Origin of the sequence: Winogradskyella sp. PE311, assembly GCF_046545555.1 — a bacterium.
GTDB lineage: Bacteria > Bacteroidota > Bacteroidia > Flavobacteriales > Flavobacteriaceae > Winogradskyella.
Genome location: NZ_JBHZTH010000006.1, coordinates 116,558 through 139,820, shown reverse-complemented (window position 1 = coordinate 139,820; position 23,263 = coordinate 116,558). Strand labels below are relative to the sequence as shown.

General features: G+C 33.4%; 36 protein-coding genes. 8 read left to right on the top strand and 28 right to left on the bottom strand.

Annotated elements, in window-relative coordinates:
- On the bottom strand, nucleotides 1-505 hold a 505-nt coding region (locus ACFWU4_RS15690), incomplete at its 3' end, for a hypothetical protein (protein WP_411129579.1).
- 127 nt (nucleotides 506-632) lie between these two features.
- Nucleotides 633-1,214, bottom strand: coding sequence for an NUDIX hydrolase (locus tag ACFWU4_RS15685; RefSeq protein ID WP_411129577.1), 582 nt, complete (start codon nucleotides 1,212-1,214; stop codon nucleotides 633-635).
- 119 nt (nucleotides 1,215-1,333) lie between these two features.
- Between ACFWU4_RS15685 and pyrE the strand changes: the two genes are divergently transcribed.
- Together pyrE and ACFWU4_RS15675 are read left to right on the top strand one after the other, a co-directional pair.
- Nucleotides 1,334-1,978 carry an orotate phosphoribosyltransferase gene (pyrE, locus tag ACFWU4_RS15680; RefSeq protein WP_411129575.1) on the top strand — a complete coding sequence of 215 codons (645 nt, stop codon included), beginning with the start codon at nucleotides 1,334-1,336 and terminating at the stop codon, nucleotides 1,976-1,978.
- Between the two features lie 24 nt (nucleotides 1,979-2,002).
- Nucleotides 2,003-2,398: an SRPBCC family protein gene (locus ACFWU4_RS15675; RefSeq protein ID WP_411129573.1), complete on the top strand. Its 396-nt coding sequence runs from the start codon at nucleotides 2,003-2,005 to the stop codon at nucleotides 2,396-2,398.
- Here ACFWU4_RS15675 and ACFWU4_RS15670 read toward each other — a convergent pair.
- Nucleotides 2,395-3,129 carry a biotin--[acetyl-CoA-carboxylase] ligase gene (locus ACFWU4_RS15670; protein ID WP_411129571.1) on the bottom strand — a complete coding sequence of 245 codons (735 nt, stop codon included), beginning with the start codon at nucleotides 3,127-3,129 and terminating at the stop codon, nucleotides 2,395-2,397. The two genes, ACFWU4_RS15675 and ACFWU4_RS15670, sit on opposite strands and share 4 nt — an antisense overlap.
- A gap of 91 nt (nucleotides 3,130-3,220) precedes the next feature.
- Here ACFWU4_RS15670 and rsfS point away from each other — a divergent pair, with 91 nt between their 5' ends.
- The 6 genes from rsfS (at nucleotide 3,221) to ACFWU4_RS15640 (ending at nucleotide 8,000) form a co-directional block, all read left to right on the top strand.
- Nucleotides 3,221-3,592 (top strand): ribosome silencing factor, encoded by a 372-nt coding sequence (gene rsfS, locus ACFWU4_RS15665; RefSeq protein WP_411129570.1) that lies wholly within the window; start codon nucleotides 3,221-3,223, stop codon nucleotides 3,590-3,592.
- 17 nt (nucleotides 3,593-3,609) lie between these two features.
- Nucleotides 3,610-5,562 carry an ATP-dependent zinc metalloprotease FtsH gene (ftsH, locus tag ACFWU4_RS15660; protein ID WP_411129568.1) on the top strand — a complete coding sequence of 651 codons (1,953 nt, stop codon included), beginning with the start codon at nucleotides 3,610-3,612 and terminating at the stop codon, nucleotides 5,560-5,562.
- A 102-nt stretch (nucleotides 5,563-5,664) separates the two neighbouring features.
- Nucleotides 5,665-6,273 (top strand): LUD domain-containing protein, encoded by a 609-nt coding sequence (locus ACFWU4_RS15655; protein WP_411129566.1) that lies wholly within the window; start codon nucleotides 5,665-5,667, stop codon nucleotides 6,271-6,273.
- Nucleotides 6,273-7,094: a phosphatidate cytidylyltransferase gene (locus ACFWU4_RS15650; protein WP_411129565.1), complete on the top strand. Its 822-nt coding sequence runs from the start codon at nucleotides 6,273-6,275 to the stop codon at nucleotides 7,092-7,094. Before ACFWU4_RS15655 ends, ACFWU4_RS15650 begins: the two co-directional genes overlap by 1 nt.
- Nucleotides 7,084-7,737 (top strand): phosphatidylserine decarboxylase family protein, encoded by a 654-nt coding sequence (locus ACFWU4_RS15645; protein WP_411129563.1) that lies wholly within the window; start codon nucleotides 7,084-7,086, stop codon nucleotides 7,735-7,737. The genes ACFWU4_RS15650 and ACFWU4_RS15645 overlap by 11 nt, the downstream gene beginning before the upstream one ends.
- Nucleotides 7,734-8,000, top strand: coding sequence for an acyl-CoA-binding protein (locus ACFWU4_RS15640; RefSeq protein WP_411129561.1), 267 nt, complete (start codon nucleotides 7,734-7,736; stop codon nucleotides 7,998-8,000). Before ACFWU4_RS15645 ends, ACFWU4_RS15640 begins: the two co-directional genes overlap by 4 nt.
- Nucleotides 8,001-8,006: 6 nt before the next feature.
- Here ACFWU4_RS15640 and ACFWU4_RS15635 read toward each other — a convergent pair whose 3' ends face one another.
- The 25 genes from ACFWU4_RS15635 to rplP all read right to left on the bottom strand — a co-directional run bounded on the left by ACFWU4_RS15635 (nucleotide 8,007) and on the right by rplP (nucleotide 23,251).
- Nucleotides 8,007-8,918 (bottom strand): dimethylarginine dimethylaminohydrolase family protein, encoded by a 912-nt coding sequence (locus tag ACFWU4_RS15635; protein WP_411129559.1) that lies wholly within the window; start codon nucleotides 8,916-8,918, stop codon nucleotides 8,007-8,009.
- A 64-nt stretch (nucleotides 8,919-8,982) separates the two neighbouring features.
- Complete coding sequence (locus ACFWU4_RS15630) at nucleotides 8,983-10,269, bottom strand: citrate synthase (RefSeq protein ID WP_411129557.1); 1,287 nt, start codon at nucleotides 10,267-10,269, stop codon at nucleotides 8,983-8,985.
- 167 nt (nucleotides 10,270-10,436) lie between these two features.
- Nucleotides 10,437-11,729, bottom strand: a complete 1,293-nt coding sequence (eno, locus tag ACFWU4_RS15625; protein ID WP_411129555.1) for a phosphopyruvate hydratase — start codon at nucleotides 11,727-11,729, stop codon at nucleotides 10,437-10,439.
- Between the two features lie 157 nt (nucleotides 11,730-11,886).
- Nucleotides 11,887-12,990 carry a glutamine-hydrolyzing carbamoyl-phosphate synthase small subunit gene (carA, locus tag ACFWU4_RS15620; RefSeq protein WP_411129553.1) on the bottom strand — a complete coding sequence of 368 codons (1,104 nt, stop codon included), beginning with the start codon at nucleotides 12,988-12,990 and terminating at the stop codon, nucleotides 11,887-11,889.
- A 90-nt stretch (nucleotides 12,991-13,080) separates the two neighbouring features.
- Nucleotides 13,081-13,554, bottom strand: a complete 474-nt coding sequence (rplQ, locus tag ACFWU4_RS15615; protein ID WP_411129551.1) for a 50S ribosomal protein L17 — start codon at nucleotides 13,552-13,554, stop codon at nucleotides 13,081-13,083.
- Between the two features lie 60 nt (nucleotides 13,555-13,614).
- On the bottom strand, nucleotides 13,615-14,607 hold the full coding sequence (locus ACFWU4_RS15610; protein ID WP_411129549.1) for a DNA-directed RNA polymerase subunit alpha: 993 nt from the start codon (nucleotides 14,605-14,607) through the stop codon (nucleotides 13,615-13,617).
- Nucleotides 14,608-14,700: 93 nt separating this feature from the next.
- Nucleotides 14,701-15,306 (bottom strand): 30S ribosomal protein S4, encoded by a 606-nt coding sequence (gene rpsD, locus ACFWU4_RS15605; RefSeq protein ID WP_411129547.1) that lies wholly within the window; start codon nucleotides 15,304-15,306, stop codon nucleotides 14,701-14,703.
- 167 nt (nucleotides 15,307-15,473) lie between these two features.
- Nucleotides 15,474-15,857: a 30S ribosomal protein S11 gene (rpsK, locus tag ACFWU4_RS15600; RefSeq protein WP_227477127.1), complete on the bottom strand. Its 384-nt coding sequence runs from the start codon at nucleotides 15,855-15,857 to the stop codon at nucleotides 15,474-15,476.
- Nucleotides 15,858-15,958: 101 nt separating this feature from the next.
- Nucleotides 15,959-16,333, bottom strand: coding sequence for a 30S ribosomal protein S13 (gene rpsM, locus ACFWU4_RS15595; protein WP_411129545.1), 375 nt, complete (start codon nucleotides 16,331-16,333; stop codon nucleotides 15,959-15,961).
- A gap of 103 nt (nucleotides 16,334-16,436) precedes the next feature.
- On the bottom strand, nucleotides 16,437-16,553 hold the full coding sequence (gene ykgO / locus ACFWU4_RS15590) for a type B 50S ribosomal protein L36 (RefSeq protein WP_008269159.1): 117 nt from the start codon (nucleotides 16,551-16,553) through the stop codon (nucleotides 16,437-16,439).
- Between the two features lie 26 nt (nucleotides 16,554-16,579).
- Nucleotides 16,580-16,795, bottom strand: coding sequence for a translation initiation factor IF-1 (gene infA / locus ACFWU4_RS15585; RefSeq protein ID WP_007094967.1), 216 nt, complete (start codon nucleotides 16,793-16,795; stop codon nucleotides 16,580-16,582).
- Between the two features lie 83 nt (nucleotides 16,796-16,878).
- The gene (gene secY, locus ACFWU4_RS15580) at nucleotides 16,879-18,246 is read right to left on the bottom strand and encodes a preprotein translocase subunit SecY (protein ID WP_411129541.1); all 1,368 of its coding nucleotides are present in this window, start codon (nucleotides 18,244-18,246) and stop codon (nucleotides 16,879-16,881) included.
- A gap of 10 nt (nucleotides 18,247-18,256) precedes the next feature.
- Nucleotides 18,257-18,709: a 50S ribosomal protein L15 gene (rplO, locus tag ACFWU4_RS15575; RefSeq protein WP_411129539.1), complete on the bottom strand. Its 453-nt coding sequence runs from the start codon at nucleotides 18,707-18,709 to the stop codon at nucleotides 18,257-18,259.
- A 13-nt stretch (nucleotides 18,710-18,722) separates the two neighbouring features.
- Complete coding sequence (gene rpmD, locus ACFWU4_RS15570; protein ID WP_008269164.1) at nucleotides 18,723-18,902, bottom strand: 50S ribosomal protein L30; 180 nt, start codon at nucleotides 18,900-18,902, stop codon at nucleotides 18,723-18,725.
- A gap of 11 nt (nucleotides 18,903-18,913) precedes the next feature.
- Nucleotides 18,914-19,438: a 30S ribosomal protein S5 gene (gene rpsE / locus ACFWU4_RS15565; protein WP_411129537.1), complete on the bottom strand. Its 525-nt coding sequence runs from the start codon at nucleotides 19,436-19,438 to the stop codon at nucleotides 18,914-18,916.
- Nucleotides 19,439-19,444: 6 nt separating this feature from the next.
- Nucleotides 19,445-19,801, bottom strand: coding sequence for a 50S ribosomal protein L18 (gene rplR / locus ACFWU4_RS15560; RefSeq protein ID WP_411129535.1), 357 nt, complete (start codon nucleotides 19,799-19,801; stop codon nucleotides 19,445-19,447).
- 10 nt (nucleotides 19,802-19,811) lie between these two features.
- Nucleotides 19,812-20,354, bottom strand: coding sequence for a 50S ribosomal protein L6 (rplF, locus tag ACFWU4_RS15555; RefSeq protein WP_411129533.1), 543 nt, complete (start codon nucleotides 20,352-20,354; stop codon nucleotides 19,812-19,814).
- A gap of 12 nt (nucleotides 20,355-20,366) precedes the next feature.
- Nucleotides 20,367-20,768: a 30S ribosomal protein S8 gene (gene rpsH / locus ACFWU4_RS15550; protein ID WP_411129531.1), complete on the bottom strand. Its 402-nt coding sequence runs from the start codon at nucleotides 20,766-20,768 to the stop codon at nucleotides 20,367-20,369.
- 62 nt (nucleotides 20,769-20,830) lie between these two features.
- Entirely contained in the window at nucleotides 20,831-21,100 is a 270-nt protein-coding gene (gene rpsN, locus ACFWU4_RS15545) for a 30S ribosomal protein S14 (RefSeq protein ID WP_411129529.1), read from the bottom strand.
- A gap of 2 nt (nucleotides 21,101-21,102) precedes the next feature.
- Nucleotides 21,103-21,654, bottom strand: a complete 552-nt coding sequence (gene rplE / locus ACFWU4_RS15540; RefSeq protein ID WP_411129527.1) for a 50S ribosomal protein L5 — start codon at nucleotides 21,652-21,654, stop codon at nucleotides 21,103-21,105.
- Between the two features lie 2 nt (nucleotides 21,655-21,656).
- On the bottom strand, nucleotides 21,657-21,968 hold the full coding sequence (rplX, locus tag ACFWU4_RS15535) for a 50S ribosomal protein L24 (protein ID WP_411129525.1): 312 nt from the start codon (nucleotides 21,966-21,968) through the stop codon (nucleotides 21,657-21,659).
- A 12-nt stretch (nucleotides 21,969-21,980) separates the two neighbouring features.
- On the bottom strand, nucleotides 21,981-22,349 hold the full coding sequence (gene rplN / locus ACFWU4_RS15530) for a 50S ribosomal protein L14 (protein ID WP_411129523.1): 369 nt from the start codon (nucleotides 22,347-22,349) through the stop codon (nucleotides 21,981-21,983).
- 2 nt (nucleotides 22,350-22,351) lie between these two features.
- Complete coding sequence (gene rpsQ, locus ACFWU4_RS15525; protein ID WP_092469501.1) at nucleotides 22,352-22,609, bottom strand: 30S ribosomal protein S17; 258 nt, start codon at nucleotides 22,607-22,609, stop codon at nucleotides 22,352-22,354.
- 18 nt (nucleotides 22,610-22,627) lie between these two features.
- Nucleotides 22,628-22,819, bottom strand: a complete 192-nt coding sequence (gene rpmC, locus ACFWU4_RS15520) for a 50S ribosomal protein L29 (RefSeq protein ID WP_411129521.1) — start codon at nucleotides 22,817-22,819, stop codon at nucleotides 22,628-22,630.
- Nucleotides 22,820-22,831: 12 nt separating this feature from the next.
- Entirely contained in the window at nucleotides 22,832-23,251 is a 420-nt protein-coding gene (gene rplP / locus ACFWU4_RS15515) for a 50S ribosomal protein L16 (RefSeq protein ID WP_179354560.1), read from the bottom strand.
- Nucleotides 23,252-23,263 lie beyond the last annotated feature (12 nt).

Here is a 23,263-nt window from a genome sequence, read left to right as displayed (position 1 = left end):
CCCCTGTGCTACATACACTGCTCGCTACTGCTGTTAAGGTCCCTGCTTCTGCTGTACATGGTTCCTCATCACTTAGTGTGAATGTCACAAAACTTACACTACAAGTCTCACCATGTGCGTTATTTTGTGAAAATACAGTAGCTTTAATTCTAAAAACACCACTACCCAAATTCCAAGGAGAGTTACCCGCAGGAAAAGTATAAGGAACTAAATTTTCAATAATTTGAGTTATCTCACCTGTTTGAACATTCTCAACTCTAAATCTAACACTACCAATATGGCCGTGAACTAGAGCTTTTACATAAAAATTGTCAGGTAATTCGATCAACTCGTAAATACCATTGTTATTTAAACCTAAACTTTCATGCCCATTCGTAAACTCAAAACTTTCGATTGAACCACAATCCGTTTGAGCCGAAACGTTTTGATTAAATAATAAAATAAAAAATAACAAAAATGAGGTTAATCGCAGATTGGGGCCACGATAATGTTGTAATTTCTTCATTGCTTTTTTGTTTAATTATTTATCGATAAAATTAAACAAAATGACTTTTTATAGATATCAGGCTCTTAAATTTTAAGATTAATTAACAAGAAATCGGATAAAAAGCTAATTTTTACAGATGAAGAACTTAAACCAAAATTCTGATATTAGCATAACTGTTTTCTAAGGCTTTTTGAGATGCATTATTATCTAACCATTCTACTTTAGTAATTCCTTCGCTTTTTTGAGGTGTGAGTTTGTCTTCAAAATTAGTTTTCATCTCAAACCAATACGTGACTTTAATCTTGTGTTTACCGTTTCTTTTAAAAATATGATAGGTTGTTGGCAATGGCTTTGTAATTTTCAAGCCTGCAACTCCTGTCTCCTCCTCTACCTCTCTAATAGCAGTCTCTTCTATAGACTCTTTAGGTTCAGCTTTACCTTTAGGTAAGTCCCATTTATCATTTCTATAAATAAAGAGAATTTCGTTTTTAGCATTGTAAGCTTTTCCACCACCAGCAATTACATTTGGTAATAATTTTAAAAACTGTTTTAATAATTTATCAGGATTTTTACCAATTAGATGTATTGCCTTTAAATCGGTATTAGCAAGGCTTTTTATAACCTTACCTATATTTACGGATTTTAGTAGAAATGACTTAAAATCTGTCTCTTGCTCCACTTTAGTGGTTAAAATTATAGGTTTATCTCCTACAAAAATAGTATACATACTTCGGTTAATATTGTCTTTGGTCTTGTAAATTTATTATTTTTTATGACATAGTAATTAAAATGAAAATTAATTTCATTTTAAATTTTAAAGCTTTCAAAATTCATTAATTTTGTATCATGATTTTTAATAAAAATACCGCTAAAAAAACTGCAGAAGTTTTATTGCAAATTAATGCTATAAAATTACAACCAGACACTCCTTTTACATGGGCTTCTGGCTGGAAATCACCAATTTACTGTGATAACAGAATTGTTTTATCTTATCCTCTAATTAGAAATTACATTAGAGAAACTATGGCTAAACAAATAGAAGACCTCTACGGAAAACCAGACGTTATTGCTGGTGTAGCAACAGGTGCAATTGGCGTTGGTGCTTTAGTTGCTGACTATTTAAATCTCCCTTTTGTCTACGTAAGACCAGAAGCAAAAAAGCATGGTCGCCAAAACCAAGTTGAAGGTTATATAGAAAAAGGGCAAACTGTTGTAGTTGTTGAAGATTTAATAAGTACTGGAAAGAGTAGTCTTAATGCTGTACGTGCTTTGAAAGAAGTAGAAGTAACTGTTAAAGGTATGGTCGCCATTTTCTCTTATGGTTTTGAGATTGCTTCGAAAAATTTTGAAGATGCCAACATAGAATTACATACACTCGGTAATTATGAGAATCTACTAGAGCAAGCATTAGATACTCACTATATTACTGAGAAACAACAAGACATTTTAGCACAATGGAATGCCAATCCGAGTGAATGGAACGCTAATTGATATACATCAAATAAAATTTAAACTATGAATTTAGAATCACCAAAGGTTACTTTAGACAAATCAGCAGAAGAGACCTTCAACTTTTTATCTGATGTTAAAAATTTTGAAAGCTTAATGCCTGAAAACATTAGTAAATTTGAAGTTTTAGAAAATGATAAATTTCTATTTGCATTAAAAGGAATGCCTGAAATTATTTTAAAGAAAAAAGAAGCAACACCAAATAGTAAAATTGTTTTAGGTGCAGCTGGGGGAAAATTAGATTTTTCATTAATTGGAACGATTACTGAAGTTGAAATGAATAAAACAGATGTTCAGTTAAACTTTGAAGGAGAATTCAATGCTATGATGGCAATGATGATTAAAGGTCCAATAAATAAATTTATTGAAACTTTGGTCACTAATATGAAGACAGCTGTTTAAAATAATAGTTTTACTTCCTTAAGATCGAAAGTTTTAATCACTTCATTTTCAGTCCAAACTTTAAGTTTACCAGACTCATTTACCCCTTTTATAATTCCAACAAAGGCTTCATTTTCTGGTGTTACAAAGGTTGAAGGTTTGTTATATCTAAAAAGGCTTTTTTCATATTCCACTTTTAATTCCTTATAATTTTCAGCCTCTAATAACCCGAAATAAAACTGAAGTTGTTCTAATATTTTAGACAACACTTCATCTTTATCGTAAACGACTCCTGTTATTATGTTCATCGAGGATGCCGATGGTAGATTATTGAAATATTTCTGATTAACATTCAAACCAAAACCTATAACTGATCCTGTAAATTGATTATGCTTAATAATATTTTCAATTAAAATACCACATACTTTCTTATTTGCTGACAAAATGTCGTTAGGCCATTTTATATGTAATTTAGAAATATGATAACTTTTTAAAGTACTATAAATCGCTAAAGAAACAACCATACTAATGTAAAACTGCTGTTCAATCTTAAAATGGTTAAACGTCTTAAACACACTCGCAGTGAGACCTTTACCTTGTTCTGTTTGCCAATGCGTACCCATTTGGCCTCTTCCTTTTCTCTGATGTTCTGCTACAATAACAGTATAATCTTTTGGTAACTTCATTGATGCCATATCCTTGAGATAAGTATTTGTAGAGTCAATGGCATCAAGTTTGATTATATACATCATAATAGCAAATTTATTTTATAGATTTCTTATGATAATTAGGATACCCAAGAACTAAAAATATAATAACTTTGCACAAAGTTAAATCAATTTAATGACGAAAGAAAAAACCAATGCAGACCAACTCATTACAACAGTTATAAGTGGTATCGAAGAAGTAAAAGGTAAAGATATTACGATTTTAGATTTAAGAGAGATAGAGAATACTGTTTGTGATTATTTTATTATTTGCGAAGGTACCTCAAATACACAGGTTAACGCCATCGTCAATTCTATACAAAAACTAGTAAGCAAAACCTTAAAAGATAAACCATGGCATACAGAAGGAACTGATAATGCTGAATGGGTATTAATGGATTATGTTAATGTCGTTGTACATGTTTTTCAAAAACATATCAGAGAACATTATGATATTGAAAGTCTTTGGGGAGACGCAAAGATTACAGAAATAGAGACAAGTTATTAAAATAGAAAAGCTAAATAATGGCAAAAGACAATAAAAATTTAAATAAGAAACCGAAAATAAATCCATATTGGATTTATGGAATTATAATCGCAGCATTTTTATCAATCCAGCTTTTTTCAGGAGGTTTTGGAAGCTCTAATGGCACTGAAACAACACCAGCTCAATTTTTAGACTATTTAGAAAAGGGTGACGTTGAAAAAGTAATGATTGTTAATAAAAGAGAGGCTAGAGTTTATTTAACGAAAGAGGCAAAACAACAAGAGATTCATAAAAGGTCGGAACAGAAAACAATTTTACCTTCGGTAACGCCGATACCAAATTATAAATTTGAGTTTGGTGATCTTCAAAATTTCGAAAAAGACATTAGCAAAATTATTGCGGATAACAATCTTACAACTGGAGTTGAATACGAAACAGAACAAAATGTTTGGGGAGATTTTCTTCTAACATTATTACCATTTGTACTTATTATTGGTGTTTGGATTTTTATTATGCGTCGTATGTCCTCTGGCGGAGGTGGTGGTGCAGGAGGCCAAATTTTCAACATTGGAAAATCTAAAGCTAAATTGTTTGATGAGAAGTCAGATACCAAAACATCATTTAAAGATGTTGCTGGTTTAGAAGGGGCTAAAGAGGAAGTACAAGAAATAGTAGATTTCTTAAAATTCCCTGAAAAATACACAGCCTTAGGAGGAAAAATACCTAAAGGCGCATTACTTGTAGGTCCTCCAGGAACCGGTAAAACCCTATTAGCAAAAGCAGTTGCAGGAGAAGCTAAAGTACCCTTCTTTTCATTATCAGGCTCTGATTTTGTAGAGATGTTTGTTGGTGTTGGTGCGTCTCGTGTTAGAGATTTATTTAAGCAAGCAAAAGAAAAGTCTCCATCAATTATTTTTATTGATGAGATAGATGCCATTGGTCGCGCAAGAGGAAAGAATAATTTCTCAGGATCTAATGATGAAAGAGAAAACACTTTGAATCAGTTATTAACTGAAATGGATGGTTTCGGGACAAACACAAATGTTATTGTTCTTGCAGCGACAAACAGAGCTGACGTACTTGATAGCGCTTTAATGCGTGCAGGACGTTTTGATCGTCAAATCTATGTGGATCTTCCAGATGTGAGAGAACGTAAAGAAATTTTTGAAGTACACTTACGCCCTCTTAAAAAAGAAGAAACCCTAGATATAGATTTTCTTGCAAAACAAACGCCAGGATTCTCAGGTGCAGATATTGCCAATGTTTGTAATGAAGCTGCGCTTATTGCAGCAAGAAAAGGCAAAAAGGCCGTTAATAAGCAAGATTTTCTTGACGCTGTTGATAGAATTATTGGTGGTCTCGAAAAGAAAAATAAAATTATAACACCAGAAGAAAAACGTGCTGTGGCTTTTCATGAAGCAGGACACGCAACTGTAAGTTGGATGCTCGAACACGCTGCACCTTTGGTAAAAGTAACTATAGTTCCAAGAGGGCGTTCATTAGGTGCTGCTTGGTATCTACCTGAAGAACGTCTTATCGTAAGACCTGAACAAATGTTAGATGAAATGTGTGCCGCTTTGGGTGGCAGAGCTGCTGAGAAAGTCATTTTTGATAAAATTTCAACAGGTGCTTTAAGTGATTTAGAAAAAGTAACTAAACAAGCTAGAGCGATGGTAACTATTTATGGCCTTAGCGAAAAAGTAGGAAACTTAACTTATTATGACTCGGGTCAATCTGAGTATGGATTTACAAAACCATATAGTGAGCAAACTGCAGAGCTTATCGATAAAGAAATTTCTGATATTATAGAAAATCAGTATAAACGTGCTATCGAACTCTTAGAAAAGAATAAAGATAAGCTTACCGAGTTGGCAGAAGTTTTATTAGATAAAGAAGTAATTTTCAAAGACAACCTAGAGAAGATTTTTGGAAAGAGGCCTTACGATAAACCTGAAACAATTTCTGAAATTATTACTGAAGAAGAAGAGTAAATTTTTTGGAAAACTATAAAAAACTTAAATTGACGACATGTTAATTTAAGTTTTTTTATATTTGAGAGATTCCTTAATTATAAGAATAATAGCAACTAACGAATGAGCTTATTTCGTAAACTCTTTGGAAAAAAATCTAGTCAATCCGAAGAACAAATACCAAATCAAGAGCGTGGCAAATATATGCCTGAAGTTAAGTTGCCTGTTGATGAGCGTTTTACGATAAACTTTAAGGCTAATGGTGGAAAATTTCTTTACTGTGAAAACATGGCCGAAGTTAAAGATAGTTTTAATTCTATTTTAAGCGAAAACCAATGGCACGATGATAAGGTATTTCTTATAGATACACGTCTAACTGATTTATTTAAGGACTTTAACCTTAATAGCACTAATAAAATTTCTGAAAGCTCGTATTTTTTATCAACTTGCGAGTATCTCATCTCCGATGACGGATCACTATTAATTTCTTCTAATCAAATTGCTGAGAAAAAATTAATGGAACTTCCCGAACACTTCATCATATATGCTACAACGAGTCAATTTGTAGAAAGTATTGGAGAAGGGTTAAAAGGAATTAAAGAAAAAAGTAAGACCAAAATACCTACAAATATTACAACAATAAAGCACTTTAAAGCTGCTGATGATAAAGACTTTTTAACTTATGGAAGTAGTTCTAAAAATTTATATTTACTTCTACTAGAAGATTTGTAATGAAAGAATTACTCACAAGGGCTTTATCTGGTACTGTGTATGTTTTATTACTCATTAGCTCCCTCTACTTTCAGCTAGGTTTAATAATCTTGTTAGCCCTATTTGGAATTATCAGCTTAATGGAATATAGTAAACTGATAAAACTAAAAGGTTATATACACTATTTGATTTTTATAATTATCTACGCTTTTTTTTGGTATATATGTCTTTACAAGGCAGACATAAATAATAGTTATGAAGCCATCAATATTCTTCTTGTCACCTCCATATTTGTAAATCTTATTCTGTTAAAAGATTTATTTACATTTAAAAAAATTCCTCTTTTTGAGACCAAACGTTATATTACAACTACATTTTATCTTAGTAGTGGTTTTGTATTTCTATTGCTTATCGCCAATTTTAAAAATATTTTCACTCCGTTATTGCTCTTAGGTGCATTCATTTTAGTTTGGGTAAACGACAGTGCTGCCTATTTAGTTGGCAAAAATTTTGGAAAGCAAAAACTGTTTCCAAGTATTTCACCTAAGAAAACTGTTGAAGGCTTTTTAGGAGGTTTATTCTTTGCATGCATAGCTAGTTATTTTATAGCACTTTATTCTGAAACTCTTAATTCTACCAGTTGGCTTATAATGGCAATAATAGTAAGTGTATTTGGTACTTTTGGAGACTTAATTGAGTCAAAGTTTAAACGTCAGGCAGGCGTTAAAGATAGTGGTGTTATTATGCCTGGTCATGGTGGCCTTTTAGATCGTCTAGATAGTCTTATCTTTGCAGCACCATTTATGTATTTATTTTTAAGTATAATCAACTATGTTTCATAAAGAAGGTCATAAAATTATTTTTATTACACTGGTAATAGTCGTTGCATCAATATTCTTAATTGATGAATTTATAAGTAATGAGTGGATGCGCAAAGGCTTCATGATTATCGTTCTTATATTTTTCATATTAATTCTTCAGTTTTTTAGAAATCCTAAGAGGCACACACATTCTAATGAAAAACAGGCTTTATCTCCGGTAGACGGAAAAGTAGTTGTTATTGAAGAAGTTATGGAAAATGAAGTATTTAAAGACAGACGCATTCAAGTATCTGTTTTTATGTCACCTTTAAATGTACATGTAACGCGCTATCCTATAAGTGGTAATATAACTTATAGTAAATACCATCCAGGAAAGTATTTAGTAGCGTGGCATCCCAAAGCAAGTGAAGAAAATGAACGTACAACGGTCGTTGTACAAAATGATGGTTTTGGAAAAATACTCTACAGACAAATAGCTGGAGCACTAGCAAAACGTATAGTAAATTATGCATTGCCAAATTCAATAGCTTCTCAAGGTTCTGATTCCGGATTTATTAAATTTGGTTCAAGAGTTGATTTATTTTTACCTTTAGATGCTGATATTAAAGTAGAATTAAACCAAAAAGTGCGCGGTGGCGAAAGCGTTATTGCAGAAATGAAATGACAACTAAGAAATTAGATATTGAGTTTGATACCGCTGTAGAACGTGTAAACGATCATACAGAACCATTTCCTGCTGATTTCTTACTTCGACTTTACGCTTATTATAAAAAAGCAACTAATAATTATGGTAGGCCTAGTAGTCGGAAACCAATCATTAATGCTTTTAAAACTAACGCTCTTTTTCAAGTACAAAATATTAGTGAAGATGAAGCTAAACAAGAATATATAAATCTTGTAAACAACTACTTTCTTTATAGAAAATAACACTAATTAATCTCTGATAAGAGGCAGTGTAGAGCATCTTAATAAGCCTTCTTGCTTTGCAATTTCAGCATATGGCACTTCCTCTACTGTAAAGCCGTTTTCTCTTAACCATGTATTTAATCTAGTAAAATTCTTTTCCGAAATAATGATGTCTTCTGATATTGAAAACACATTACTATTCATGTTATACATTTCATCTTTAGTAATTTCAAAGATATTTTCTTTACCAAAATAATTAACAAGCCAGTTATATTCGCTTTCAACCAAAAAGCCATTTCTATGTAATATTGCTTTATCCTTGCCAACGGGTTGAAAACAACAATCTAAATGCAAAGCGTTCTCTTTAGCTTCCGTATTAGACTTTCTGAGCTCAAATGACTTTACTCTTTTATTAGGAAATAACTCTTGTAGAGTAATTACGGCATCCATATTAGTGCGTGCAGTAATATATTCAGAATAATCTTCACCAGAATATGTACCAATAAAGATATAATCATTCCAGGGCATTACATCTCCACCTTCTACGTGGCATTCTTCCGGAAGTACAATTACTTTATCCTCATCGATCTGTTCTACAACATGACTAATTGCGTCATATTCGCGTTCTCTATCTGGTAAAATATTAGCTTTTATCAGTTTATCTTCTATTACAAAAGCAATATCTCTTGAAAATATTTGGTTGTAGTCCTTAATAGGTTTTGGCCTATAAACCTTCACATCGTACTTGGCAAAAACTCTGGCTACTGCATCCATCTCCTTAATCATGTCGCTATTTTTCGGATAGGTACCAGCTTTTATATGTAATATAGATTTTGGGTCATACGCTTCTTCAATAGAAGGTGTTGGACCATTACTGTCAGCTGTTCCCAATATAACAGCCCTTAAACGAGCAGTTTCATTCTGAATGTTTAATTTCATAGGTTACTAAAATACAAAAAGCTTCATAGTAATTATGAAGCTTTGAAATACTTATTGTATTAATTTATCTTTCTTCTATTGATGTAAATTCCCTGTAAGTTTCACCAGTATATAACTGTCTTGGTCTACCAATTGGTTCTTTACGTAAACGCATTTCACGCCACTGAGCTATCCAACCAGGTAAACGCCCTAGAGCAAACATAACAGTAAACATCTCAACAGGTATACCCATTGCTCTATAAATTATACCAGAGTAGAAATCTACATTTGGATATAGTTTTCTGTCTATAAAGTATTGATCCTCCAATGCTTCTTTTGCTAAGCCTTTTGCTATATCTAAAATTGGATCTTCAACTCCTAAATCATTTAGAACTTCATCAGCAGCAACTTTAATAATCTTTGCTCTTGGATCAAAGTTTTTGTATACCCTGTGACCAAAGCCCATTAAACGAAAAGGATCGCTTTTGTCTTTTGCTTTAGCCATATATTTTTTAGTATCTCCCCCATCTTCTTTTATAGCTTCTAGCATTTCTAATACAGCCTGATTTGCTCCACCGTGCAGTGGTCCCCAAAGAGCAGAAATTCCTGATGCAAGCGATACAAATAATCCTGCGTGAGAGGAACCTGTTATTCTTACAGTAGAGGTAGAGCAGTTTTGTTCGTGATCTGCATGAAGAATTAATAACTTATCTAATGCGTTGATTAAAATAGGATTCTGTTCATACTCACTATTAGGGCTTTTAAACATCATTTTTAATACATTCTCAACATAGCTGAGTTTATTATCACCATAGTCCAAAGGCATACCATGTTTCTTCCGCATCGTCCATGCTACTAAAACTGGAAATTTGCCCAGTATCCTAACTATAGAATCGTACATTGCTTCTTCTGAATCTACGTCTACAGAAGAAGGATAAAAAGCAGTTAATGCACTTGTTAAAGAAGAAAGAACTCCCATTGGGTGAGCCGATTTTGGAAATGCATCCAAAATCTTTTTTATATCGTCATCGACAACTGAATGCGATTTAATATCAGCATCAAATTTATCTAATTGCTCTTGGTTTGGTAATTCGCCAAAAATTAACAAATAGGCTACTTCTAAAAAATCTGCCTTCTCAGCTAATTCTTCAATAGAGTAACCGCGATATCTTAATATACCTTTTTCACCATCAAGAAATGTAATTGCACTTTCGCAACTACCGGTATTTTTATATCCTGGATCAATTGTTATAACTCCTTCTGTGGCGCCTCGTAAACTTTTAATATCAATAGCAACCTCATTTTCCGTACCGATAACGATAGGAAATTCATATTTTTTACCATTAATTTCTAACGTAGCTTTATCTGACATATGTTCTATTTGTTATTTATTTAGAGGAGTACAAATTTACAAAATATCAAACGATTTCGGAAGCAGATTTATAACGCTTTTAACAATTGAAGCGTTAGACTTTTTAATCAAAAAAAGCGGTTACAAATAGTAACCGCTTTTCAAAATATAAGTGAGTTATATTTTATTTATTTTATTTTAAAAGCATTCTCTTGTGGAAAATAAGCAACACTTCCTAATTCTTCCTCTATGCGCAATAGCTGATTATATTTTGCCATACGATCACTACGTGATGCAGAACCAGTTTTAATCTGCCCACAATTAAGTGCTACAGCTAAATCTGCAATGGTATTGTCTTCTGTTTCGCCAGATCTGTGAGACATTACAGAAGTGTAACCAGCGTTATGAGCCATGTTTACTGCTGCAATAGTTTCTGTAAGTGTTCCTATTTGATTCACTTTAATTAATATAGAATTAGCAATACTTTCTGAAATACCCCTTCCTAAACGCTCTACGTTAGTTACAAATAAATCATCACCTACTAATTGTACTTTATCACCTACCTGCTCAGTTAAATATTTCCAACCATCCCAATCGTTTTCATCCATTCCATCTTCAATAGATATGATTGGATAATTGCGAGATAACTCAGCTAAATAATCTGCTTGCTCTTTACTTGTTCTAACGCTTCCAGATTCACCTTCAAAAATGGTGTAATCGTATTTACCATCTTTATAAAATTCTGCTGCAGCGCAATCTAAGGCAATCATCACATCATCACCTAAAGTATATCCTGCATTATCAACAGCCTTTTTTATAGTATCTAAAGCATCTTCTGTTCCTCCTTCTAAGTTAGGCGCAAACCCACCTTCATCACCTACTGCAGTACTCAATCCTCTATCGTGTAATACTTTCTTAAGATTATGAAAAATCTCAGTTCCCATTTGCATGGCATGTGTAAAGTTTTTAGCCTTTACGGGCATAACCATAAACTCTTGAAATGCAATTGGTGCATCACTGTGAGAACCTCCATTTATAATATTCATCATTGGGACCGGTAATGTATTTGCAGAGACACCACCAACATATCTATATAAAGGCATCCCTAACTCATTAGCTGCTGCCTTAGCACAAGCTAATGAAACACCTAAGATAGCATTTGCACCAAGCTTTGATTTATTTGGTGTGCCATCTAATTCTATCATCATTTGATCAATTGCATTTTGCTCAAAAACTGAAACACCTAATAACTCTTCAGCAATTATTGCATTTACATTTTCTACTGCCTTCAACACACCTTTACCCATGTAAGCATTACCACCATCTCTTAACTCTACAGCTTCATGTTCTCCAGTCGAAGCACCAGAAGGCACAGCGGCTCTTCCCATTATTCCATTTTCTGTAACTACATCAACTTCTACTGTTGGATTTCCTCTAGAATCTAAAATTTGTCTCGCGTGGACATTAATTATAATGCTCATTATTTTTGGTTTAAGTTATTTTTATATTGAAATCAAATTTACAAAAATGTAAATCGATAGCATATCTATCTGTATTAGATTTATGTTATCAATAAACTATAATGTTTTCGTAAAACAAAATTGACAATGAAATTTGTAAATCATTGCCAATTTAGTATTAGTTATTTTTAATATTTTCTATAAACTGATCAAATAAATAAATTGAATCATTTGGACCAGGGCTTGATTCCGGATGGTATTGCACAGAGAAGCAATTCTTATCTTTAATCCTTATACCAGCAACTGTATTATCATTAAGGTGTACATGCGTAATTTCTACATTACTATTAGATTCTGTCTCCTCTCTATTTATTGCAAATCCATGGTTTTGAGATGTTATCTCACCTTTACCAGTTAATAAGTTTTTGACTGGGTGATTAATGCCTCTGTGACCATTATGCATTTTATAAGTTGAAATTCCATTAGCTAAGGCTATAACTTGGTGACCTAAGCAGATTCCAAACAATGGCTTATTCTTGGCTATAATTTCTTTTGCCAACTCTTGTGCTTCAACTAATGGCTCTGGATCACCAGGACCGTTAGATAAAAAATAACCATCTGGATTAAAAGCTTCTAAATCTTCAAACTTAGAATTATATGGAAAAACCTTAATATATGCGTCTCTTTGAGAAAGATTTCTTAGAATATTTTTTTTAATACCTATATCTAAAGCAGCTATTTTATGCGTTGCATTTTCATCACCATAATAGTAAGGTTCTTTAGTTGAAACTTGAGAGGCTAATTCTAATCCTTTCATTGAAGGTATCTCAGCAAGTTGCTTCTTTAACCCTTCTACATTTTCTACATCAGTTGAAATAACAGCATTCATAGCTCCATTATCCCTGATATAGCTAACTAATGCTCTCGTATCTACATCAGCTATAGCTAATGTTTTATGCTTTTCAAAGAACTCCTCTAATGATCCTTCCGCTGCTGGTCTTGAATATTCAAAACTGAAATTCTTACAAATTAAACCAGCAATTTTTACGTCATCAGATTCTATTTCATCTTCCTTTGTACCATAGTTTCCAATATGAGCGTTAGTTGTAACCATTAACTGACCATAGTATGATGGATCTGTAAAGATTTCTTGATAACCCGTTGTACCAGTATTAAAACATACCTCACCAAAAGCTGACCCCTCTTTTCCAATAGATTTACCATGAAAAATTGTTCCATCGGCTAATAGAATAAGTGCTTTCTTTCTTTGTTTGTATTTCATCTGTATTGTTTAAAAGGTTTTACAAAATTCCAAAAAAAAAGGATAAACTAAAACAGTTTATCCTTGATATTTATTAATGCTTATTAACATTTATTCTTCTTCGTTTGAAGCTTTAGTCTCGACAGGTGGAGTTGTGGCAGCTTTCTTACCACCTCTTCTACTTCTACGAGTTGTTTTCTTCTCTGCTTTACCTGCATTATAAAGTTCGTTATAATCAACTAACTCTATCATAGCCATATCAGCATTATCACCTAATCTATTTCCTAGTTTGATGATGCGAGTATAACCACCTGGACGATCACCAATCTTAGGGGCTACATCTCTAAACAACTCAGCTACGATGTCTTTTTGTCTTAACTTAGACATAACAATACGTCTATTATGTGTTGTATCTGATTTAGATTTCGTAATCATTGGTTCTACGAACTGCTTTAGAGCCTTAGCTTTAGCTACTGTAGTATTAATACGCTTATGCTCTATTAGTGAACATGCCATATTAGCGAGCATTGCTTTTCTATGCGCAGTTTGTCTTCCTAAGTGATTGAATTTTTTTCCGTGTCTCATGACATTTGTTTTATCATCTTGCTACCATATCCTAATATAAGGAGAGCAAAATATGATTAATTAATCTTTATCTAGTTTATATTTACTTAAATCCATACCAAAGTTAAGACCTTTAACGTTTACTAGTTCTTCTAGCTCTGTTAAAGACTTCTTACCAAAGTTTCTGAATTTCATTAAATCATTTTTATTGAACGATACTAAATCGCCTAAAGTATCCACTTCAGCAGCTTTTAAACAATTAAGCGCACGAACAGAAAGATCCATATCAACTAACTTAGTTTTCAATAATTGTCTCATGTGAAGTGATTCTTCATCATAAGTTTCAGTCTGTGCAATTTCATCTGCCTCGAGAGTTATGCGCTCATCAGAGAATAGCATGAAATGGTGAATTAATATCTTAGCAGCCTCAGTTAACGCATCTTTTGGGTTAATTGATCCATCAGTTCTAATTTCGAAAACTAATTTCTCGTAATCTGTTTTTTGCTCAACACGAAAATTTTCTATGCTATACTTTACATTCTTTATAGGAGTGTAAATTGAATCTGTAAAAATAGTACCGATTGGCGCAGAAGCTTTCTTATTTTCTTCAGCAGGAACATAACCTCTACCTTTCTCGATAGTTAATTCCATATTGATATTTACTTTAGGATCTAAGTTACAGATAACTAAATCTGTATTTAATACTTGGAAGCCTGAAATAAATTTCTGAAAGTCACCCGCTGTAATTTGCTCTTGTCCTGAAATAGAAATCGTAACAGTTTCATTATCTATTTCATCTATTTGACGCTTAAAGTTTACTTGCTTTAAGTTTAAAATCATTTCAGTAACATCTTCAACTACACCAGAAATTGTAGAAAACTCATGATCTACACTTTCTATTCTTACTGAAGTAATTGCAAAACCTTCTAAGGAAGATAATAACACTCTTCGTAAAGCATTACCTACTGTTAATCCATATCCTGGCTCTAACGGTCTGAACTCGAATTTACCTTCGAAATCAGTAGAATCAATCATGATTACTTTATCAGGTTTTTGAAAATTTAAAATTGCCATATTTTTCTTCGTTTTAATTGTTACTTAGTTGCGCGATTTATAAGTGAAGAATACCTATAAATCCTTTGGCTAAATACCAATATGATTAATTTATTATTTAGAGTAAAGTTCAACGATAAATTGTTCGTTGATTTGTTCTGGAATCTGAATTCTTGCAGGAACAGCAACATATGTACCATTCATAGTATCATTATTCCAAGTAATCCATTCGTAAACATTACTAGAGTTAGATAATGAATTTTGAATAGCTTCTAATGATTTAGATTTTTCTCTTACACCTACAACATCACCAGCTTTTAATTGGTAAGACGGAATGTTTACCTTTTCACCATTTACCGTAATGTGTCTGTGAGAAACTAATTGTCTAGCACCACTTCTTGTTGGAGAAATACCCATTCTAAAAACCACGTTATCTAAACGAGATTCACATAATTGTAATAATACTTCACCTGTGATGCCTTGAGCAGCAGTTGCTCTTTTAAACATGTTTCTGAATTGCTTTTCTAATACACCATAAGTATATTTAGCTTTTTGCTTCTCCATTAGCTGGATTGCATACTCAGATTTCTTTCCACGACGACGGTTATTTCCGTGTTGTCCTGGAGGATAATTTCTTTTTTCGAAGTTTTTATCATCTCCGAATATAGCTTGTCCGAATTTACGAGCTATTTTAGTTTTAGGACCAGTATATCTTGCCATTTTTAATTTGTTATGAGAGTGATTGTAAAATTAAGGTCTTAAGCTTATCCTTCTACAAACGTTAACCTCTCGGTGATACTTGTTATTATTTTTGAATTTGCAAATTTACATATAAAAAACTAATATCAACTGTATTAACATTCGATATTAGTTTTTTATTAAATAAATTATACTCTTCTTCTTTTTGGAGGGCGACATCCATTATGTGGCTGTGGAGTAACATCAATGATTTCTGAAACTTCAATACCAGCATTGTGTATAGATCTAATAGCAGATTCTCTACCATTACCTGGACCTTTTACGTATGCTTTTACTTTCTTTAATCCAGCTTCTTTTGCCACACCTGCTGCATCTTCTGCTGCTAATTGTGCTGCGTAAGGTGTGTTCTTCTTAGAACCTCTAAAACCCATTTTACCCGCTGATGACCAAGAAATAACGTCACCTTTTTTATTTGTTAAAGATATGATGATATTATTAAAAGATGCTGTGATATGAGCTTCCCCTATTGCATCAACAATTACTTTACGTTTTTTTGTACTTGACTTTGCCATGTTTACTTTTAGTTTTTAGTAATAGTTAATAGTCGCTAGAATCCTAAACCTTTAAATTTCAAACAGATTCTTTCCAACGTCTAAAGACTAAAGACTATTTATTATTTAGTTACTTTCTTTTTGTTAGCAACTGTTTTTCTTCTTCCTTTTCTAGTACGAGAGTTATTCTTAGTACGTTGTCCTCTTAATGGAAGACCTGCTCTATGACGAATACCTCTGTAACAACCAATATCCATTAATCGCTTAATGTTTAGTTGTGTTTCAGAACGTAATTCACCTTCGATTTTAAAAGTACCGACCGCATCACGGATAGCACCGATTTCATCATCAGTCCAATCTTGTACTTTCGTACTTTCGTCAACCTTAGCCGCTGCTAAAATTTCTTTTGATCTACTTCTACCTACTCCGTAGATATAAGTTAAAGAGATAACACCTCTTTTTTGTTTTGGTATGTCTACACCTGCAATTCTTGCCATATTTTTTAGTTTTTAGCTGTTAGTTTTTCGTTATTAGAATCCTAAACATTTCTATTTCGAACAGATTCGTCTAACTACTATATACTAATGACTTCTTTACTTTTTATCCTTGTCTTTGTTTGAATCTAGGATTCTTTTTGTTAATTACGTAAAGTCTTCCTTTGCGTCGTACCAATTTACAATCAGCACTTCTCTTTTTAACTGATGCTCTTACTTTCATCTGTTTCGATTTTTTAAATACTATTTTTAGTATCTATAAGTTATACGAGCCTTAGTTAAATCATAAGGACTCATTTCTAATTTTACTTTATCCCCTGGTAACAACTTAATATAATGCATACGCATTTTACCAGATATATGTGCAGTCACAATGTGACCATTCTCTAATTCTACACGAAACATAGCATTTGATAATGCTTCGATAATTGTTCCGTCTTGTTCTATTGCTGCTTGTTTTGCCATAAATAATTTTTAGTATTTGATTTTCAATTAACAAAAACCTTGCCTAATTGAGTAAAATCAAACTCTCTAAATTAGTTTTATAATTATGAGGTCACAGATTTTCTGTTTTTCCCAGTCTTCATCAAGCCATCATAATGCTTATTTAACAAATAAGAATTAATCTGCTGCATTGTATCAATTGCCACACCAACCATAATTAAAAGGGATGTACCACCAAAAAACAATGACCACCCTTGTTGCACCCCTGCAAATTGAAAAACAAATGCTGGGAATACTGCGACCAAAGCCAAGAAAATAGATCCCGGTAAGGTTATTTGCGACATTATTTTATCTAAATATTCAGCTGTTTCAGTCCCAGGTCTTATCCCAGGAATAAATCCACCACTTCTCTTCAAATCATCAGCCATTTTATTAGTAGGCACTGTAATCGCTGTATAGAAATATGTAAATATTATAATCAATAAAGCGAATACTAAGTTGTACCAAAACCCAAATAAATTATTACCAAATTCTGCTTGTAACCACTGACCTGTATCTGTACCTTCTAAAAAAGACGCTTGTCCTATCAATCCAGGTACAAACATAATTGCTTGAGCAAAGATAATTGGCATTACACCAGATGCGTTCAATTTTAAAGGTAAGAACTGTCTAGAACCAAATACATTTTTCTCATAACCACCAGAAGCCGTTCTTCTTGCATATTGAACAGCAATTTTTCTTACTGCCATTACCAAAAACACTGAAGCCAAGATTATTACAAACCAAATAACCATTTCTATTAATATCATCATAAATCCACCATTGCCGCCTTCTAATCTAGAAGCTGCATTTTGGATAAATGATTGGGGCATAGTTGCTATGATACCAACCATAATTAATAAAGAAATACCATTACCGATACCTTTATCTGTGATTTTTTCCCCTAGCCACATTGCAAATACACAACCCGTTACTAAGATTATTACAGATGAAAAGTAGAATATATTTTCAGAAAAACCAGGAACCAATAACGCGCTCATTGATTGAGCACCAGATAAGGCTGGTACACTAGCTAAATAACCTGGAGCTTGCACTAAGCAAATACCAATAGTCAACCAGCGTGTTATTTGTGTTATTTTCTTCTGTCCACTTGCACCTTCTTTTTGAAGCTTTTGTAAATAAGGAATCGCAATACCCATTAATTGAACAACAATAGATGCAGATATGTAGGGCATTATACCTAAAGCAAATACAGAAGCATTAGCAAATGCACCACCTGTAAAAGCGTTTAACAATCCTAAAATACCTCCGTCTACACCAGACTGCAAACCACCCAGCTTATCTATATCTATACCTGGTAATGGAGTCTGAGCACCAAAACGGTATACCAAAAGCAAACCTAAGGTTAGAATTATTCTATCCTTAAGTTCAGTGATTTTCCAGACGTTTTTTAATGTTTCTATTATTTTCATCCTTATAGTCTTATAAAGTTACAGCTTCACCACCAGCAGCTTCAATAGCAGCTTTTGCCGTAGCAGTAAATTTATGAGCAGTGACTGTTAATTTAGTTTTTAACTCTCCTCTACCTAGAATTTTAACTAGTTCATTTTTACCAGCAAGCCCCATAGAAACTAAAGATTCAAAATCAACACTTCCCTTGATTTTTTTATCGTCTACTAACTGTTGCAAAGTATCTAAGTTTACACCTTGATATTCTACTCGATTAATATTGGTAAATCCAAACTTAGGAACACGTCTCTGTAAAGGCATTTGTCCACCTTCAAATCCTAATTTCTTGGAATAACCAGAACGTGACTTTGCTCCCTTATGACCTCTTGTAGCTGTACCACCTTTACCTGATCCTTGACCACGTCCAATACGCTTTCCTTGATTTTTTACTGAACCTTCTGCAGGTTTTAAATTACTTAAATCCATTTAAGTTATATTTTTAAGCTTCTTCTACAGAAACTAAGTGTTCAACTTTTTTCACCATACCAAGGATATTTGGTGTGGCATCGTGCTCTACTACTTGACCAATCTTTTTTAAACCTAAAGCCAATAATGTTAGCTTTTGTCTTTTTGTCCGATTGATTGCACTCTTTACTTTCTTTACTTTAATCTTTGCCATGTTGTCTTAGATTATCCTTTAAATACTTTTTCAAGTGAAATTCCACGTTCTTTTGCCACTGATTTGGCATCTCTTAATTGTAATAAAGCATCAAATGTTGCTTTAACCACATTATGAGGGTTTGAAGAACCTTGAGACTTTGATAATACATCATGTACACCAACGGCTTCAAGAACTGTTCTTACAGCACCACCTGCAATAACACCAGTACCTGGTGCAGCAGGAATGATATTCACTCTCGCTCCTCCAAACTTACCTTTCTGTTCGTGTGGCAACGTTCCTTTAATAATAGGAATTCTTACTAAATTCTTTTTACTATCCTCAATGGCTTTTGCGATTGCAGTTGCAACATCTTTAGATTTACCTAAACCATGGCCTACTACTCCTTCTTCGTTACCTACTACAACTATAGCTGAAAAACCAAATGCTCTACCACCTTTAGTTACTTTAGTTACACGCTGTACTCCAACCAAACGATCTTTAAGATCTAATCCACCTGGCTTTACTAATTCTGCGTTTTTATATTTTTGATACATAATGTCTTAAAATTTAAGTCCTGCTTCTCTAGCTCCTTCCGCTAATGATTTTACTCTTCCATGATATAAGTAACCACCTCTATCGAAAGAAATAGTTTCAACCCCTGCTTTAATAGCCTTTTCCGCAACAGCCTTACCAACTAAAGTCGCAACCTCAGTCTTATTTCCTTTAGACTTCGCAATGTCCTTATCTCTTGATGATGCAGCTGCTAGTGTTACTCCAGTTACATCATTTACGACTTGAGCATAAATTTCTTTATTACTTCTAAAAACAGCTAATCTTGGTTTTGTTTCAGTACCAGATACTACCTTTCGGATTCTGCTTTTTATTCTTATTCTTCTTTCGTTCTTTGTCAATGCCATAACTTAATTATTAAGCTGATTTACCTGCTTTTCTTCTAATTTCTTCACCAACAAACTTGATCCCTTTTCCCTTATAAGGTTCTGGTTTTCTGAAACCACGTATTTTCGCAGCAACTTGACCAACTAATTGTTTGTCATGAGATGTTAATTTAACAATCGGATTTTTACCTTTTTCTGATATTGTCTCTACTTTTACTTCTGGAGCAATATCTAAAATAATGTTATGAGAAAATCCTACCGCTAAATCTAATTTCTGTCCTTGATTAGAAGCTCTGTAACCTACACCAACTAATTCTAATTCTTTAGTCCAGCCTTTTGACACACCTTCTATCATATTCGCAATTAAAGCTCTATATAAGCCATGTTTCGCTCTGTGATCTTTCTTTTCAGAAGAACGTTCTAATGTAATAGTACCGTCTTCATGTTTTATAGTAATATCTGAATACTCTTGAGTTAATTCACCTAATTTACCCTTAGCAGTTATAATATTTTCCTTAATCTCAAGTGTTACACCTTCAGGAACTGTTATTGGGTTTTTACCTATTCTTGACATAATTTCCTGTTTTTAGTATACGTAACATAATACTTCGCCACCAACATTCTCTCTTTGCGCTTGTTTACCTGTCATCACTCCGTGAGAAGTAGAAACAATTGCAATTCCTAAACCATTTAAGATTCTCGGCATTTCGTTAGCACCAGCATATTTACGTAAACCTGGTTTACTTATTCTTTGAATTCTTTTGATAACAGACTCTTTAGTCTCTTTGTTGTACTTCAAAGCTATTTTAATAATACCTTGAGCCGTTGAATCGTCGTCAAACTTATAACTTAAAACAAAGCCCTGATCGAACAATATTTTAGTTATTTCTTTTTTTAAGTTAGATGCAGGTATCTCAACCACTCTGTGGTTTGCCTTGACTGCATTTCTAACTCGCGTTAAATAATCCGCTATTGGATCTGTATACATAGTTATTAATTTGCGGTAATGGTTTTTGACACTATTGCCAAACCTAAAACCCATTTATAATTTTACCAACTTGCCTTTTTGACACCAGGTATTAATCCTTTGTTAGCCATTTCTCTAAACATAACACGTGAAACACCAAATTGTCTCATGTAACCTTTTGGTCTACCTGTAAGTTTACAACGGTTGTGCATGCGTATTGGTGATGCATTCTTAGGTAATTTTTGTAATGCTTCATAATCTCCAGCCTCTTTTAAAGCTTTTCTTTTCTCAGCATATTTTGCCACCGTCTTTGCGCGTTTCACCTCGCGGGCTTTCATTGATTCTTTAGCCATAATTAATTCTTTTTAAATGGTAAACCTAATTCTGTTAATAATGACTTAGCTTCTTTATCAGTATCAGCAGTAGTCACGAATGTAATATCCATACCATTGATTTTATTGATTTTATCAATATCAATCTCTGGAAAAATAATCTGCTCTGTTACACCAAGGTTATAATTTCCTCGTCCATCAAAACCAGTAGCTTTTATTCCGCTGAAATCTCTAACACGTGGTAAAGCAGAGGTTACTAAACGATCTAAAAACTCATACATCTGCTCTCCTCTTAAAGTCACTTTAGCACCAATTGGCATACCTTTACGTAACTTAAATGAAGCAACATCCTTCTTCGAAATTGTCGAAATAGCTTTTTGTCCAGTTATTTTAGTCAATTCATCAACTGCGTGATCAATCAACTTTTTATCTGCAACAGCTGCACCAACACCTCTAGATACGACTATCTTTTGAAGTTTAGGTACTTGCATTACATTTTTATATCCAAATTCTTCTGTAAGAGCAGGTATAATCTTATCCTTGTACTCTTGTTTTAATCTTGCAACGTAAGCCATAATTAAATTACTTCATTAGATTTTTTAGAAAATCTTACTTTATTGTCGCCATCCATTCTATATCCTACTCTAGTTGCTTCTCCTTTAGCAGTTAACAACGATAGGTTAGATATATGAATTGATGCTTCTTTCTCTACGATACCACCCTGAGGACTTTGTGCACTTGGTTTCGTATGTTTCTTAACCATATTTACACCCTCTACAATGGCCTTATTCTTATCTAGTAATACTTTCAGCACCTTACCTTCTGACCCTTTGTGATCACCAGCAATAACTTGTACAGTATCTCCCGATTTTATTTTAAGCTTTGTCATCTTATTTATCAATTAAAGCACTTCAGGTGCTAATGATACAATTTTCATGAATTGTTTGTCACGAAGTTCTCTAGCTACAGGACCAAAAACACGTGTTCCTCTCATTTCCCCTTGAGGGCCTAGAAGAACACAAGCATTGTCATCAAATCTAATGTAAGATCCATCTGGGCGTCTTACCTCTTTAGATGTACGAACGACAACTGCAGTTGATACAGCACCTTTTTTAATATTTCCATTTGGCGTAGCATCTTTTACAGATACAACTATTTTATCACCAACAGAAGCATACCTTCTTTTTGTTCCACCTAATACTCGAATAGTTAATACCTCCTTAGCACCAGTGTTATCAGCTACTCTTAATCTTGATTCTTGTTGTACCATAATTACTTAGCTCTTTCAATTATTTCTACTAATCTCCAACATTTAGATTTACTTAAAGGTCGTGTTTCCATGATCTTTACAGTATCTCCTTCGTTGCAGTCGTTTGTCTCATCGTGAGCGACATATTTCTTTGTCTTTAACACGAATTTTCCATACATAGGGTGCTTTACCTTTTTTACTTCAGCAACAACAATAGACTTCTCCATTTTATTACTAGTAACTATCCCTATACGTTCTTTTCTTAAGTTTCTTTTTTCCATCTTTTCAGCAGAATACAATTATTGTCCGTCTCTTTTAGTTAACTCAGTTGCTACTCTAGCTACTGCACGACGTGCCACTCGTAACTGAATAGGATTATCTAAAGGAGATATAGCGTGAGCCATTTTAAGGTCAGTATAACTCTTTTTAGTCTCACTAAGTTTCTCTTGTAAATCAGCCGTTGAAAGCTGTTTAATTTCTGATTGCTTCATAATACTTTTCTATTAAGCTTCGTAATCTCTAGCTATGATAAACTTAGTTTTAACTGGAAGTTTTTGTGCAGCTAGTCTTAATGCTTCTTGAGCAGTCTCTAACGGCACTCCACTTATTTCAAATAACATACGTCCCGGTTTTACAACAGCTGCCCAATATTCTACAGCACCTTTACCCTTACCCATACGTACTTCAAGAGGTTTCTTTGTGATCGGTTTGTCTGGAAATATTTTTATCCATAACGATCCTTCTCTTTTCATGTATCGAGTAGCGGCAATACGCGCTGCTTCTATCTGACGTGCAGTTATAAAAGTTGACTCTAATGATTTAATACCGAAGGTTCCATTTGATAACAAATGTCCTCTTCCAGCATTTCCTTTCATGCGGCCTTTCTGCTGCTTACGAAATTTTGTTCTTTTAGGCTGTAACATATTTTCTTTTCT